The following is a 14,777-nucleotide window of genomic DNA, read 5'->3' as shown; positions in this document are numbered from 1 at the left end:
CGTAAAATAAATAGGGAAATTGATATTAATTGTAACATTGAGGCCGATAGTATATCGGCTCAATGTTTTTAGCGTACGTATTTCCAGACTGCGGTAGGGATTTTATCATACAGCTTATTCATGGTGAGCTCCGCCAGGCGGTGATCGGCTGCGGAATAAAACAGCTCAAGCTCGTCATCGGAAAGCTCGTATTTATTTTTTTCAATAACACGCTCCAGCGTGTCAAGGTTGGTGCATTTACGTAACCGCATCAAATAGTCGATCTTTGTCATAGTAACCTTTAATCTAAAAACAGGGAGAAAAATCAGAGTTGATTATCTCTTAAGATTTCATTGCCGTACAGGTGCCCTCTCCTGAGAACATTCTGAATAATCGTGCCTTGGTTTTTTGCCAACGGCCCAAGTCTGAATCATTAATACCGTAATTACTAAAAAGGGTATAAGTGTCGTCGAGATACTCTTCGACCAGATCCGAGAGTTCGCTTTCGTCCATGTATTTAATTTTATAACTCATCACAAACGAAGCAATATGTTCGATCAACTCGTTAAGCTGGAGATTGACGGAAGACGTTGGATCGTTCACCCAACCATGATGGCTGTCGCCTATTGTCGCGAGGCCCTCATCATAAAGATTCTCACACAAGAACTTCAGTTGAGCAATATCGTGCCGCTTAGGCGAATACTCATCCATATCATCCCCTCCGCAAGTCTTAATTTCGGTGTTGACAACACTTTGTGAGTAAGCTGATTGATATCATTGACGGAGGTGGCTTACCACGGTTAATAAAAAGCTCCGACAATAATAATATAAATCATTTTTTCGCACTTAGCCTGTAACTATTACGTAAACTTACAATTCATCGAACGTCGATGGGCGTGAGCGATCGATTATATCGAATAACAACTTCCCATCGTTAAGCGTAAAGGTAACATTATCAGTGATGTTTTCCTTTGCGCTGATGTCCAGACAACCGTTGAAAATCTCCCATTGATAACGATAATGCATTGAATATTCGTTGTTATGCAATGGCTTAATCTCAAGTATTTCTAATGAATTTGGGACGTAACGCGCACTTTCAGAATAAAAACTCAATCCAGTGGTCAATGCCGGCACCAGTTCAGCCAAATTGCCTTCAATCACTTCCTTTAATTTTTTAACAGAAAGTGCTGAGGATTGCAGGGGGCAGTCGAGCGTTACCAACATGGCGCATCTTGCTTCATCACGATTAAGGGTGCCTATCTTACTCCTTTTTTAGCGTTTCGTCGGCACTCTTTTTATTGAATAAATATTTTTTTACTTTCAATAACACTTCTTATACTCGTGAATAACCCTATTTACGTTGAATGTATCAATCACCGCAGAGGGTTTATCTGCTATTGCCAGCCATGGCTGCGCGCCCATTGTTACGTTCGGTTGCAGAAAAGCGTTACGGGCCGCTTGAACTCGTGATTAATACTGTGATGTTATATAGTAACAATATGCACGCTTGGTTTATGTTACTGGGTACGGTTATGTTCTGTTTGAAAACACTCTTTACTGCTTCTGCCGCGTTGCGCTGCGGCGTTGCGGCTCTCTTTCTGGTGTTGCTCTGGTTAGCGATTGCCTGGGCGGTGCAGTTACCATGATACAACTGCAACAGGCCGAGATCGGTTACGGCGGCCAGGTTTTATTCCCCGCACTCAGCGGTTGTTTCGCGCGCGGTTCGCTAACGGCGGTCGTCGGCGCCAACGGCACTGGCAAATCCACATTATTAAAAACCTTGGCCGGACTACAGCCGTTGCAGGGCGGGCGCCTGATTTTCCCCCGGCAGAAAACCCACCTGGCCTATCTGCCGCAGCAAGCAGAGTTGGATCGCCAGTTCCCGATGCTGGTGAGCGATCTGGTCGCCATGGGGTGCTGGCACCAGAGCGGCATGTTTGGCCGGCTGAGCAAAGACTCCGTCCGGCAGATCCACGCGGCGCTGGATAACGTGGGCATGGGGGCGATGGTGCGTTCGCCGGTGGGGGAACTTTCCGGCGGCCAACTGCAGCGGGTGTTGTTTGCCCGCTTATTGGTACAGCAGGCCCCGTTAATCCTGCTTGATGAACCTTTCACCGGCATTGATAGCGCGACGATCCAGCTATTGCTACAGGTTATCGCCCAACTGCACCAGCAGGGGAAAACGATTATCGCCGTGTTGCATGACATGGCGATGGTGGCTGACCACTTCCCGCTGGCGCTGCTGTTAACGCCGGATTGCTGCCACTGGGGGGGCGCCGATCATGTGCTGCAGCATATTCCGGGCTTGAATGTGGCAACGGCGCCGGTGTGCCAAATGGCGGTGGCGCAATGATGTGGCTGCATTTATTGGTTGATCCCTTTGCTTCCTTCGGTTTTATGCGCCGCGCATTGGTGGCTTGCCTGGCGCTGTCGCTTAGCACGGCGCCGCTGGGCGTGTTCCTGTTGCTGCGGCGCATGAGTCTGGTGGGTGATGCGTTGTCGCATGCGGTCTTGCCGGGGGCGGCTATCGGCTATCTGATTTCCGGCATGTCTCTGGTGGCGATGGGCGTGGGCGGTTTTATTGCCGGCCTGGCGGTGGCCATGCTCTCGGGCCTGGTCAGCCGCCGCACGCCGCTCAAAGAAGATGCCAGCTTTGCCGGCTTTTATCTTGGCTCGCTGGCGTTGGGGGTCACCCTGGTGTCACTGCGCGGCTCAAGCGTTGATCTGCTGCACGTGCTGTTCGGCTCGATTCTGGCGGTGGATAGCCAGGCGATGTTGATGGTTGGCTTTATTACCAGCTTTTCATTAATTGCCTTGGCGGTGTTGTACCGGGCGCTGGTGATTGAATCCTTTGATGCCAATTTTTTGCGCGTGAGCGCCCCGCGCTGGCTGGCCTGGGTACACGGCCTGTTTCTGGCGCTGGTGGTGCTCAATCTGGTGGCTGGGTTCCAGATCCTTGGCACGCTGATGTCGGTGGGGCTGATGATGCTGCCCGCCGCCAGCGCGCGTTTTTGGGCTAAGAATCTGCCGCATACGTTGGCGGTGGCGATGGGGATCGGTGTGCTTGCCAGCCTGGTTGGGCTGGAATGGTCATACTATGCCTCATTGCCGGCGGGGCCTGCGATTGTGCTCAGCGCCAGCGTGGTGTTCTTTATCTCGGTTTTGTTTGGGACGCGTGGCGGGATTTTTGCCCGCGCGCGTCGTTGAGAAGTGCTTATGTGCAAGGAGAAAATCATGAAACGTTTACCCGTCGCGTTGGCTATTGCCGCGATGTTGTCGAGCTCACTGGCGCTGGCGAAGACCGTTGATGCCGTCGCCAGCTTTTCTATCCTTGGCGATATCGTCAAGCAAGTGGGTGGAGAGCACGTTAAGGTCACCACGCTGGTCGGCCCGGATGGCGATCCGCACAGTTTTGAACCGTCGCCGAAAGACAGCAAGCTGCTGTCGCAGGCTGATGTTGTGTTTGTCAGCGGTCTGGGAATGGAAGGCTGGATAGATCGGTTGGTCAGCGCTTCCGGCTACCGTGGCAAAGTGATCACCACATCCGAGGGGATCAATTCCAGGAAAATGGAAGAAGATGGCGAAACGGTGACCGATCCGCATGCGTGGAACAGCATGAAAAACGGCGTGCAGTACGCAACCAACGTGATGAACGCCCTGATTGCGGCCGATCCACAAGACGCCGGCTATTTCCGCCAGCGGGGTTCTGAATATATACAGCAACTGGAACAGCTGGATAGCTGGGCCAAGGCGCAGTTTGTCGCGGTGCCGCAAGAAAAACGTAAAGTGCTGACCAGCCATGATGCGTTTGGCTACTTCGGGCAGGAATATGGCGTCACCTTCCTTGCGCCAGTGGGCTTCTCCACCGAGGCTGAAGCCAGCGCCAGCGATGTGGCTGGTTTGATCAAACAGATCAAACAAGAACACGTGCATACCTACTTTATCGAGAACCAGACCGATCCACGCCTGGTGAAACAGATCGCAGCGGCAACCGGTGCGAAAGCCGGCGGCGAACTGTATCCGGAAGCGTTGTCTAAACCCGAAGGCCCAGCGGCAACCTATGTTCAGGCCTTCAAGCACAATGTTGAAACCATTGCCGCCAGTATGAAGTAAAGCCTAACCGCCCTGCCAACAGGGCGGTTATTTCATGATTTTTTCTGCACAAAAAAGCCCGTTGCATCAACAACGGGCTTTTTCGAATGGTCACGGCAAATCAGCGTTTTTTCTTGCGCCCTTGCACCGCTTTAAAACGTGGGTTGGATTTGCAGATCACATAAATGCGGCCGCGGCGGCGCACAATCTTGCAATCCGGGTGACGATTTTTTGCTGAACGCAATGAGCTTAAAACCTGCATGGTAAATCCCCTTACTTACGGCTGATGAAACGGCCGAAACGCTGCTGGAAGCGTGCGGTGCTGCCTTCTTTGGAAAACTCTTTCTGCTTGCCGGTGTAATACGGATGGGAAGCGGAAGAGACATCAATGGTGACGTACGGCAGGCTTTCGCCGTCCAGTTCAATGGTGCGGTCGGTCTTGATGGTAGAACCCACTTTGAAGTAGGTATCGGCACTCAGGTCATGAAAAACCACGGTGCGGTACTGTGGATGAATTCCTTGTTTCATGGTTGGTCTCAATGTGATGTTATACTATAACATTATTATGCGCTGTGAACGGCCGCGGATCAACCAGAAAATGGAGGGGGGTCAACGTGAGTAGGCTGGGTTGGCGTCTGCGGCGCAGACAAAAGAAAAGGCCGCATTTGCGGCCTTTGTTTAAAAAAACTATTCGCTTAGTGGTGCTCAACCGGGTGGCTATGCTCCACGTCTTCCGATTTCCTGGAGAAACGGCGGCGAACCACCACGAAGAACACGGGCACGAAGAAGATCGCCAGCACGGTTGCGGTAACCATACCGCCCATTACGCCAGTACCTACCGCATTCTGTGCGCCGGAGCCTGCGCCGGTGCTGATAACCAAAGGCAGTACACCAAGGATGAACGCCAGCGAGGTCATCAGAATAGGGCGCAAACGCATGCGAACAGCTTGCAGCGTGGCTTCGATCAAGCCTTTCCCTTCTTTCTCCATCAGATCCTTGGCGAATTCCACGATCAGTATCGCGTTCTTCGCCGATAGCCCAATGGTTGTCAGCAGACCCACCTGGAAGTAAACGTCGTTACTCAGGCCACGCATCGTGGCGGCCAGCAGCGCGCCGATAACCCCCAGCGGCAACACCAGCATAACCGAGAACGGAATCGACCAGCTTTCATACAGCGCCGCCAGACAAAGGAACACCACCAGAATCGAGATGGCGTACAGCGATGGCGCCTGGTTGCCGGACAACCGTTCCTGATAAGACATACCGGTCCAGTCAAAGCCAATGCCGGATGGCAGCTTGGCCGCCAGCTCTTCCATCAACGCCATGGCTTCACCCGAGCTCTTGCCCGGTGCCGCCTGGCCGAGGATTTCCATTGCCGGCAGGCCGTTATAACGTTCCAGACGCGGTGAGCCGTATTCCCACTTCGCCGATGAGAAGGCGGAGAACGGAACCATCTGGCCACTTGTGCCGCGCACATACCAGTTATTGATATCTTCCGGCAGCATACGGAACGGCGCGTCGGCCTGAACATACACTTTCTTCACACGGCCGCGGTCGATAAAGTCGTTAACGTAAGAACCCCCCAGCGCGGTGCTCAGCGTGGTATTGATGGTTGATAAGCTAACGCCTAACGCCTTGGCTTTTTCCTGATCGATGATCAGTTTGAACTGCGGCGTATCTTCAAGACCGTTCGGGCGCATACCCACCAGCATATCCGGGTGTTGCGCCGCCATGCCCAGCAGTTGGTTACGCGCTTCGGTCAGTTTCTCATGCCCCAGGCCGCCCTGATCGATCAGCTCAAAGTCAAAGCCGGTGGCGGTACCCAGCTCGATAATCGCCGGCAGGTTGAAGGGGAACACCATACCGTCTTTGATCTGTGAGAAAGCGGCCATCGCGCGGCCGGCGATCGCATCAACCTTGTTTTCTTCACCGGGGCGTTCGCTCCAGTCTTTCAGGCTGACGAACGACAGGCCGTTGTTCTGGCCATTACCGTTAAAGCCGAAACCGGCAACGGTAAACACCGAGTTCACGTTGTCTTTTTCTTTGGTCAGGAAGTAATCGGTGACTTCCTGCAGCACTTTCGAGGTACGTTCTTCCGTGGCGCCGGACGGCAACTGCACCATGGTCAGCAACATCCCCTGGTCTTCATCCGGCAGGAATGAAGAGGGCAGGCGCAGGAACAGCACCGCCATGCCAACCACGATCAGCAGATAAAGCAGCAGATAGCGCCCGGTGCTGCGCAGAATGCTGCCCACGCTGTCGGTGTAGTGGTGTGTGCTCTTATCAAACAGGCGGTTGAACCAGCCGAAGAAGCCGGTTTTCGCGCCGTGATCGCCTTTGGCGATCGGTTTGAGCATGGTGGCACATAACGCCGGCGTCAGGATCAATGCCACCAGCACCGACAACGCCATCGCCGAAACAATGGTGATTGAGAACTGGCGGTAGATGGCACCGGTGGAGCCGCCGAAGAAGGCCATCGGCACGAATACCGCCGACAACACCATCGCGATGCCAACCAATGCGCCCTGAATTTGCCCCATTGATTTCTTGGTGGCTTCTTTCGGCGGCAGGCCCTCTTCGGCCATGACGCGCTCGACGTTTTCCACCACCACGATGGCGTCATCCACCAGCAAGCCTATCGCCAGCACCATACCGAACATCGTTAGGGTGTTGATTGAGAAGCCAAAGGCGGCCAGGATGGCAAAGGTCCCGAGCAGCACGACCGGTACGGCAATCGTTGGGATCAACGTTGCCCGGAAGTTTTGCAGGAACAGATACATCACCAGGAAGACCAGCACGATCGCTTCAAACAGCGTTTTCACGACTTCGTTGATGGAGATCTTCACAAACGGGGTAGTGTCGTAAGGGTAAACGACGTGCATGCCCTGTGGGAAAAAGGGTTGCAGCTTCGCCAGTTCGGCCTTCACCGCGGCGGCGGTATTCAGCGCGTTGGCGCCGGTCGCCAGTTTAACCCCCAAACCGGAAGCCGGTTTGCCGTTATAACGTGCGGTTACGGCGTAGTTTTCACCGCCGCGCTCAATGCGTGCCACGTCTTTCAGCCGCACCTGCGAACCGTCGCTGTTCACCATCAACAGGATATTGCCAAACTCCTCCGGTGAGGTCAGGCGGGTTTGCGCGATGATCGACGCGTTAAGCTGTTGCCCCGGTACCGGCGGCATACCGCCCAACTGGCCCGCGGCGATCTGGCTGTTTTGCTCCGTGATGGCCGCCGTCACGTCTGCCGTGGTGAGTTGGTATTTATTCAGTTTGTTCGGATCGAGCCAGACACGCATGGCGTACTGCGCGCCAAACAGCTGAACTTCACCCACGCCCGGTGAGCGGCTGAGTGGGTCTTTGACGTTTGAAGCCACATAGTCGGCGATATCGTCCTGGGTCATGGTCGGATCGTCGGAGATGAAGCCCGCAACCATCAGGAAGCTGCTGCTGGATTTCTCAACCTGCAGGCCCTGTTGTTGCACTTCTTGCGGCAGCAAGGCGGTTGCCAGTGACAGTTTGTTCTGTACCTGCACCTGTGCGATGTCGGGATCGGTGCCTGAATTAAACGTCAGGGTGATTTTTACGCTCCCGGAGGAGTCGCTGGTGGAGGACATATACATCAGGTTATCGATACCGTTCATGTTCTGTTCGATAACCTGCGTGACGGTATTTTGCACCGTGGTAGCATCAGCGCCGGGATAAGTTGCGGATATACTTATCGCCGGTGGCGCAATGGTAGGGTACTGTGCGATAGGCAGTTTCAGTATCGCAAGCACCCCCGCCAACATAATAATGATGGCGATTACCCAGGCGAAAATCGGGCGATCTATAAAGAACTTAGCCATGTATTACCGGCTCCTTTTTATGACTTCTGCGCTTCGGTCTGCGGCTGCGCCTGAGTGTCGACTTCTTGTGCGTTGACCTGAACACCCTGCTTGACTTTCATCAGCCCCGTGACGATCACGCGATCGCCGGATTTCAGGCCGTCTGTAACCAGCCATTTATCGCCAATGGCCTGATCGGCCTGCAGGGTACGCAACTCAACTTTGTTGTCAGCGCCAACCACCAATGCGGTCGCCTGGCCACGCGGGTTACGCGTTATGCCTTGCTGCGGCACCAGCAGCGCGTTGTCACGCACGCCTTCATCCAAGCGGGCGCGAACAAACATGCCTGGCAACAAAGTATCGTTCGGGTTCGGGAACACCGCGCGAATAGTGATGGAACCGGTAGTTTCATCGACGGTCACGTCAGAGAATTCCAGTGAACCTTCCTGATCGTATTCCTGGCCATTTTCAAGCAGCAGTTTCACCCGCGCTTTGCCGTTTTCCTGCTTAAGCGAACCGTTGGCCAGTTCCTGCTTCAGCCGCAGAAAATCGTTACTGGACTGGGTAACGTCGACATACATAGGGTTTAATTGTTGCACGGTTGCCAATGCGGTGGTTTGCGCGCTGGTCACCAGTGCGCCCTCGGTAACCGCGGATTTACCGATGCGGCCTGAAATCGGCGAGGTGACTTTGGTATAAGCCAGGTTGATGCGTGCCGTTTCCACTGCGGCTTTGGCGGCGATGACTGCCGCATTGGCCTGTTGCAGGGTGGAGGTTGCATCATCGTAGTCTTGTTTACTGATGTAATTGGTGCCCAGCAAGGGTTTATAACGGTTGAGCGTTTGGCGGGCGAAGGCGGCAGCGGCTTCTGCTTTGGCTAAATCGCCTTTGGCGCTGTCATAGGTTGCCTGATAGGTCGCGGGATCGATTTGATACAGCGATTCACCGGCTTTTATATCACTGCCTTCAACGAAGTTACGCTTGAGAATAATTCCGCTGACCTGTGGGCGAACTTCAGCGACACGATACGCAGCGGTACGGCCTGGAAGATCGGTAGTCATATTAAGTGGTTGGCTCTTCAAGGTAACCACCCCCACTTCGGGCGCTTGAGCCGCGGCGCTTTGCTGTTGGGTTCCTTGATCGTTACATCCTGTTAGCACTAAGCTGCCTGAAAGCATCAGAACTGCCGCCAGAGGCGTTAACCCTCTGTTTTTGTTCATATAAAAACCTCAAGTGTCCGATTTCAAAATGATCAATGGATCACAAGCTTTTAAACCCATTGCTGCGTTAATTATATGTGCGTGCTATGGTACATACATTCGCAAATGTATGTAAATCACGCTTCCCCGAAAAAGCAACGCTATGGCACGAAAAACCAAACAGCAGGCTCTGGAAACCCGACAGCATATTTTAGATGCTGCGGTGAAAGAATTCTCTGAACGTGGTGTTTCCTCCACGTCGCTTGCCGATATTGCCACCGCGGCTGGGGTGACTCGGGGCGCCATTTATTGGCACTTCAAAAATAAAGTAGACCTGTTTAATGAGGTCTGGGAAATATCTGAGTCGATAATAGACGACTTAGAACTAGAGTATCGGGCAAAGTACCCTGATAATCCACTGCGTATTTTACGCGAAGTGCTGATACAGGTTCTTTCATCGGCGGTGGATGACCAGCGCCGCCGGGCCCTGCTGGAAATTGTATTCCATAAATGCGAGTTCGTCGGCGAAATGGTGCCGCTTTATGAAGCGCGCAAGGTGCTTCATCTCGCTGGCTATGAGCGTATCGAAACGCGGTTGCGCAATATTATACTGCATGGGCAACTGCCGAATGATCTTGATACCCGGCGCGCTGCAATTATTTTGCGGGCTTATATTACCGGCCTAATGGAAAACTGGCTATTTATGTCGGAGAGCTTTGATTTAAAGGCCGAGGCAGAAATGCTGGTGGATACCTTTATTGAAATGGTGCAGTTTTGCCCAACGCTGCGGCTTAAATTCGGCGAACAGGGGCCAGCGCGCCAACACCTCGATTGCCCACACTCTTAGCCGGCGGGCGGTTTCACGCCAGGGCCAACCGACCTTGACATTCTCTGCAACGTTTTCCCCTTTTTGCTCCACCAGCCCGCGTGCTACCCTTTAGCTTCCTCTGTTGGACAGATATTACATCATGCGTTGCAGGTCAGTCAGCCGTTTCTCTTCTTCGGTGCGGCGTCCCTCCATGACGAGGGCTTTACGTACCGTTCTTTTGTTTATCATGCCGCTTTTTCTTGCCTTGTGGTTCACTCCCGCGTGGGCGGCGCTAAGCTATGATCTGCCGGCGCGCGGCGAAGTGCAGGCCCAGTTGGATGCGCTGAATAAGCAAAAAAACCTGACGCAGATAAACCGGCTTGAGCAGCAGGATCTCAACCGCACGCTGGTATTGCTGGATGCGATTGAGCGGGTGAAGCAGGATTCGGCCCAGTTGAAACAGCAGGTCCAACAGGCGCCGGCCAAGCTGCGCCAGGTGATGCAGGATCTGGAAGACGTGAAAGCGCAGCAGAATGCGGCGGCGATGCGCGCGGAGCTGCAGCCGCTTTCACTACGCCAGTTGGAAAGCCGGCTCTACCAGATGCTTGACGATCTGCAGAACGCCCAGGAAAACCTGTCGGCCTACAACAGCCAGCTTATCTCGCTGCAAACCCAGCCGGAACGGGTGCAGAGCAGCATGTATTCCTTATCGCAGCGCCTGCAGACGATCCGTAACCTGCTCAACGGCCAGACGCCCGGCCAGGCCACGCTGCGCACCACGCAGCAGGTGATGTATAACACGGAGCAGGCGCTATTGAGTACGCAGTTGGAACTGCAGCGCAAAAGCCTGGAAGCGAACACCACGCTGCAGGATCTGCTGCAGAAACAGCGGGATTACACCAATGGGCAGATTGACCGGCTCGATCGCACCGTGCAGGTGCTGCAAAGCGTGGTCAACAGCAAGCGCCTCACGCTGTCGGAGAAAACCGCCAAAGAGGCGCAGAACCCGGCAGACGCCACTGACATTCAACATGATCAACTGGTGAGCCGTGAACTGGACGTCAACCGCCAGCTTAGCCAGCGCCTGATCGCCGCAACCCAAGAAAGCAATACCCTGTTCCAGCAAAATATTCAGGTCAGGAACTGGCTTGATCGCGGCTTGCAGTCGGAACGCAACCTGAAAGAACAGATACAGATGCTCAAGGGCAGCCTGGTGCTGTCGCGCATCCTTTATCAGCAGCAACAAAATCTGCCGCCAGCCAGCCTGGTGACCGATATGACCAACCGCATTGCCGATCTGCGCCTGGAGCAGTTTGAGCTGAATCAGCAGCGCGACGATCTGTTCAAAGGGGACGACTTCGTCAATAAGCTGCTGGTTGATAACAAAGAAAGCGCCAACAGTGATGTGGTCGATGCGCTTGATGAAATTGTCGAAATGCGCCGTGAGCTGCTGGATCAGTTGAACAAACAGCTCAGCAACCAACTGGCGTTAGCGATCAATCTGCAGGTGAATCAGCAACAGTTGAGTGGCATTTATGATTCGTTGCAGGAAACGCTGACGCAGCAAATTTTCTGGGTGAACAGCAACCGGCCGATCGATCTGGCCTGGCTGAAAGCGCTGCCCGGCGCGATCAACGATCAGCTCGCTTCTCTGCATATCGCTTTTGACGGCAGAAAAATGCTGGCCGGGGGCTTGAACGCGTTGGTTTTCCTGGTGCCGCTGTTGATATTGATCGGGCTGTTGCGCTGGCGCTACCGGCAGATCGACGCGCATCTGCAACAGTTGGCTAATGACGTGGGGCAATTGAAACGCGATGGTCAACTGCATACACCGAAAGCCATTGCGCTGACGCTGCTGAAGGTGGTGCCGGGGTGCGGCCTGCTGCTGGGCGCGGGTTACTGGTGTTACCGGGCCGAAATGAGCATCAGCGATTTCCTGTGGGCGCTATCGCAGCATGAATCGCTGTTTTGGCTGGTGTTCAGTTTCTCCTTCCGCATGCTTTCGCCGGGCGGGATCGCCGAGCGGCATTTCAATATCGCCGGCGCGCTATGCGCGCACTACCGCCGCCAGGTGCTGCGGCTGGGCTTGGCGTTGCAGCCGTTGATTTTCTGGACGGTACTGGGGGAAAAAGCACCGCTGCGGCTGGTGGAAGATGTGATCGGCCAGGTGGTGATCATTCTGACGCTGGCGTTACTGGCGGTGTTGGTATTCCCGATGTGCCGCGATAGCTGGCGTGAAAAGGGCTCGCATGCGGTACGCCTGGTGTTGGTGACGGCCATTGCCGCAACGCCGTTGATATTGCTCGGCCTGATGTTCGCTGGCTACTTTTACACCACCCTGCGGCTGGCCGACCGTTGGATTGATAGCCTTTATTTGTTTTTCCTGTGGAACATCGTCTACTTGAGCGCGTTGCGCGGGCTAAGCGTCGCCGCCCGCCGCCTGGCCTATCGCCGTGCTATCGCCCGGCGCCAAAACCTGGTGAAAGAAGGGGCGGAGGGCAGCGAGCCGGTCGAGGAGCCGCCGCTGGCGCTCGATCAAATCAACCAACAGTCGCTGCGCCTGACCACCATGGTGCTGTTTATGGTATTCGCCACGGCGCTTTACGCGATTTGGTCCGATCTAGTTACGGTGATCGCGTACCTCGACAGCATCAGCCTGTGGCACTACAGCAGCGTTATCGCTGGCAGCAACATGCCGCAGACGGTGACGCTGGGCAATCTGCTGGTGGCCATCTTGGCGATCATCGTCGCCTATGTGATGACGCGTAACCTGCCGGGCTTGCTCGAAGTGTTGGTACTTTCGCGCCTGCAACTGCGCCAGGGCGCCTCATACGCCATCACGACCGTGCTCACCTATCTGATTACCGCCGTGGGAGCCGTGGCGGCGCTGGGGTCGCTTGGGGTTTCGTGGGACAAATTGCAGTGGTTGGTCGCCGCGCTGTCGGTGGGGCTGGGGTTTGGCCTGCAGGAAATCTTCGCCAACTTTGTTTCCGGCCTGATTATCCTGTTTGAGCGGCCGGTGCGCATCGGCGATACCATCACCATCGGCTCGTTTTCCGGCACGGTCAGCCGTATCCGTATCCGCGCCACCACCATTACGGATTTTGATCGTAAAGAAGTGATTATCCCGAACAAAGCGTTCGTGACCGAACGGCTGATCAACTGGTCGCTGTCGGATACCATTACCCGCGTTATTATCAGCGTTGGCGTGGCCTATGGTTCCGATCTGGAGAAGGTGAAGAGCGTCTTGCTGCAGGCAGCGCATGATAATCCACGGGTGATGGCCGATCCTGAACCGCAGGTGTTTTTCCTCAACTTTGGCGCCAGCACGCTGGATCATGAACTCCGCCTGTACGTGCGGGAACTGCGCGATCGCAGCTACACGGTGGATGAGTTGAACCGGGCTATCGATCGCCTGTGCCGGGAAAACGACATCGACATCGCGTTCAATCAGCTTGAAGTTTATTTGCATAATCCGCAGGGCAAAGAAGTGCAGGAAGTGAAACGTGTGCTGAAAGGCGGGCCAGACGAGCAGCCGGCAACGGCGTAACGGTTATTGGCCGGGCTGGGCTGGGGGCGTTTCGCGATGCTGCAGCTTCGCCTGGTAATCCCGTTTGACGATCTCCAGGGCGGCCAGCGCCGTGGCGGGAGCGATCTCGTTGCATTCCAGCAGATAGATCAAATCCACCGCTAATTGTAATTCTGCCGGTGCCTTTTCCAGTGACATAAAACCACCTTCATTTTGGGGAGCCTGTGCGTTGAGTATAACGTTTCACCGCGGCGCGCTCTGTCAGAAACCGTTTTCTTTGCGTTCGATACTGCGTTCAATACGCGTCAGCGCCTGGCGGCAGCGCATCAGCCGGCCTTCCAGCGCGGCCAATTCCTGCTGCAATTTTTGCTGGCCGGCCAGCGTGGTTTGCCGCCCGAGCAGGCTTTCGCGATCCTGTATCATAGAAAGCAGACGGCGCTCATAATCCTGGTGCTCTGCCAGCTTGTGGTACAGATCCGGCGCCGACGCGCGTTGGGGCTGATTTTTCCGCCGTAGCGCCTGGGTGGCCTGTTCCCGCTGTAACGCCGCGATTTGCGCAACCAGCTTTTCAGCCAGGAAAGCGACCTGCGCCGTGCGGTTATCCCTGACGGCCGCCTGCAACTGGGCGAAATTTTTCTCTATTTCCGCCAGATAGTCGCGCAGGCGCGTTCCCCGGCTATTAAACAAGGTGGCGTCGAAGCGTGCCTGCTGAAGGGGAGCATTGCCTTGCGGCGAAAGCCCCGCCGCCAGGGCCGCAATTTGTTGTTCTAACACCTGCAAGAGGCGATGCGTGCTCACGCGTGTTCCTTTACATTAACCATATCGTTGCCCAGCTTGCCTGTGAACCACTGCAGAAACAAGCCTGCCGTGCGCGCCGTTGCTGGCACGGCCCGGTTGGCCGGTGGTACAGTAGGCGGCAATAATCGTTGCGGGGGCGGGCATGGCGCGTTGGTTACTGATAATTTTGGGGTGGTTGGCCGTGGTGCTGGCAATGCTCGGCGTGGTGTTGCCATTGTTGCCGACCACGCCATTCCTGCTGCTGGCCGCCTGGTGCTTTGCCCGCTCTTCGCCGCGTTTTCACCACTGGCTGCTCTATCGTTCCTGGTTTGGCGGCTACCTGCGCCACTGGCAGCAGCACCGTGCGTTGCCCCCCGGGGCGAAATGGAAAGCGGTATTGATGATCGTGCTGACGTTTGCGGTTTCATTATGGTGGGTGAAGATCTGGTGGGTGCGTGGCATACTTTTCGTCATGCTGGTTATTTTGTTAACCTTTATGCTTCGCCTGCCGGTTATTGACCTGCCACAACAAAAGCAGCGCTGATAGTGCACTGCCAGTTGCATTTATCCGG

General features: G+C 54.9%; 15 protein-coding genes. 6 read left to right on the top strand and 9 right to left on the bottom strand.

The annotated features are described in order from the left end of the window. Positions 1-68 precede the first annotated feature (68 nt). From ACN28Q_RS06450 to ACN28Q_RS06440, 3 genes are all read right to left on the bottom strand, one after another. Positions 69-272 carry an HHA domain-containing protein gene (locus ACN28Q_RS06450; protein ID WP_095845586.1) on the bottom strand — a complete coding sequence of 68 codons (204 nt, stop codon included), beginning with the start codon at positions 270-272 and terminating at the stop codon, positions 69-71. Between the two features lie 49 nt (positions 273-321). Then, positions 322-690 (bottom strand): Hha toxicity modulator TomB, encoded by a 369-nt coding sequence (gene tomB / locus ACN28Q_RS06445; RefSeq protein WP_095845585.1) that lies wholly within the window; start codon positions 688-690, stop codon positions 322-324. 159 nt (positions 691-849) lie between these two features. Beyond that, positions 850-1,203, bottom strand: a complete 354-nt coding sequence (locus tag ACN28Q_RS06440; RefSeq protein ID WP_095845584.1) for a hypothetical protein — start codon at positions 1,201-1,203, stop codon at positions 850-852. Positions 1,204-1,621: 418 nt separating this feature from the next. On the opposite strand from ACN28Q_RS06440, the gene ACN28Q_RS06435 reads away from it, so the two are divergent. Genes ACN28Q_RS06435 through ACN28Q_RS06425 form a run of 3 tightly spaced genes read left to right on the top strand, consistent with a single transcriptional unit; the run spans position 1,622 to position 4,092 of the window. Further along, positions 1,622-2,332 carry a metal ABC transporter ATP-binding protein gene (locus tag ACN28Q_RS06435; RefSeq protein WP_095845582.1) on the top strand — a complete coding sequence of 237 codons (711 nt, stop codon included), beginning with the start codon at positions 1,622-1,624 and terminating at the stop codon, positions 2,330-2,332. After that, on the top strand, positions 2,329-3,186 hold the full coding sequence (locus tag ACN28Q_RS06430; protein WP_095845581.1) for a metal ABC transporter permease: 858 nt from the start codon (positions 2,329-2,331) through the stop codon (positions 3,184-3,186). Before ACN28Q_RS06435 ends, ACN28Q_RS06430 begins: the two co-directional genes overlap by 4 nt. Positions 3,187-3,213: 27 nt before the next feature. Further along, a complete protein-coding gene (locus tag ACN28Q_RS06425; RefSeq protein WP_095845580.1) occupies positions 3,214-4,092 on the top strand; it encodes a metal ABC transporter substrate-binding protein in 879 nt (292 codons plus the stop codon). 100 nt (positions 4,093-4,192) lie between these two features. Here the strand turns inward: ACN28Q_RS06425 and ykgO are convergent, their stop codons facing one another. From ykgO to sdeX, 4 genes are all read right to left on the bottom strand, one after another. Continuing rightward, positions 4,193-4,333, bottom strand: coding sequence for a type B 50S ribosomal protein L36 (gene ykgO / locus ACN28Q_RS06420; RefSeq protein WP_073529259.1), 141 nt, complete (start codon positions 4,331-4,333; stop codon positions 4,193-4,195). Between the two features lie 11 nt (positions 4,334-4,344). After that, positions 4,345-4,599, bottom strand: a complete 255-nt coding sequence (locus ACN28Q_RS06415; RefSeq protein ID WP_095845579.1) for a type B 50S ribosomal protein L31 — start codon at positions 4,597-4,599, stop codon at positions 4,345-4,347. Positions 4,600-4,766: 167 nt separating this feature from the next. Beyond that, the gene (gene acrB / locus ACN28Q_RS06410; RefSeq protein ID WP_095845578.1) at positions 4,767-7,913 is read right to left on the bottom strand and encodes a multidrug efflux RND transporter permease subunit AcrB; all 3,147 of its coding nucleotides are present in this window, start codon (positions 7,911-7,913) and stop codon (positions 4,767-4,769) included. Positions 7,914-7,930: 17 nt separating this feature from the next. Further along, positions 7,931-9,112 carry a multidrug efflux RND transporter periplasmic adaptor subunit SdeX gene (sdeX, locus tag ACN28Q_RS06405; RefSeq protein ID WP_095845577.1) on the bottom strand — a complete coding sequence of 394 codons (1,182 nt, stop codon included), beginning with the start codon at positions 9,110-9,112 and terminating at the stop codon, positions 7,931-7,933. 142 nt (positions 9,113-9,254) lie between these two features. Between sdeX and acrR the strand changes: the two genes are divergently transcribed. Both acrR and mscK read left to right on the top strand, forming a co-directional pair. Beyond that, positions 9,255-9,938, top strand: a complete 684-nt coding sequence (gene acrR / locus ACN28Q_RS06400) for a multidrug efflux transporter transcriptional repressor AcrR (RefSeq protein WP_095845576.1) — start codon at positions 9,255-9,257, stop codon at positions 9,936-9,938. A gap of 208 nt (positions 9,939-10,146) precedes the next feature. Then, positions 10,147-13,449 carry a mechanosensitive channel MscK gene (gene mscK / locus ACN28Q_RS06395; protein ID WP_230469577.1) on the top strand — a complete coding sequence of 1,101 codons (3,303 nt, stop codon included), beginning with the start codon at positions 10,147-10,149 and terminating at the stop codon, positions 13,447-13,449. 3 nt (positions 13,450-13,452) lie between these two features. Here mscK and rsmS read toward each other — a convergent pair whose 3' ends face one another. Together rsmS and priC are read right to left on the bottom strand one after the other, a co-directional pair. Then, positions 13,453-13,626 (bottom strand): pleiotropic regulatory protein RsmS, encoded by a 174-nt coding sequence (gene rsmS, locus ACN28Q_RS06390; RefSeq protein ID WP_095845574.1) that lies wholly within the window; start codon positions 13,624-13,626, stop codon positions 13,453-13,455. 63 nt (positions 13,627-13,689) lie between these two features. Next, the gene (gene priC, locus ACN28Q_RS06385; RefSeq protein WP_095845573.1) at positions 13,690-14,226 is read right to left on the bottom strand and encodes a primosomal replication protein PriC; all 537 of its coding nucleotides are present in this window, start codon (positions 14,224-14,226) and stop codon (positions 13,690-13,692) included. Positions 14,227-14,368: 142 nt separating this feature from the next. Here priC and ACN28Q_RS06380 point away from each other — a divergent pair, with 142 nt between their 5' ends. Continuing rightward, positions 14,369-14,749, top strand: coding sequence for a DUF454 family protein (locus ACN28Q_RS06380; RefSeq protein ID WP_095845572.1), 381 nt, complete (start codon positions 14,369-14,371; stop codon positions 14,747-14,749). Positions 14,750-14,777 lie beyond the last annotated feature (28 nt).

This window comes from Gibbsiella quercinecans, from assembly GCF_002291425.1.
Lineage (GTDB): Bacteria > Pseudomonadota > Gammaproteobacteria > Enterobacterales > Enterobacteriaceae > Gibbsiella > Gibbsiella quercinecans.
The sequence above is the reverse complement of the archived record's forward strand: the minus strand, read 5'-3'. Positions and strand labels throughout refer to the sequence as shown.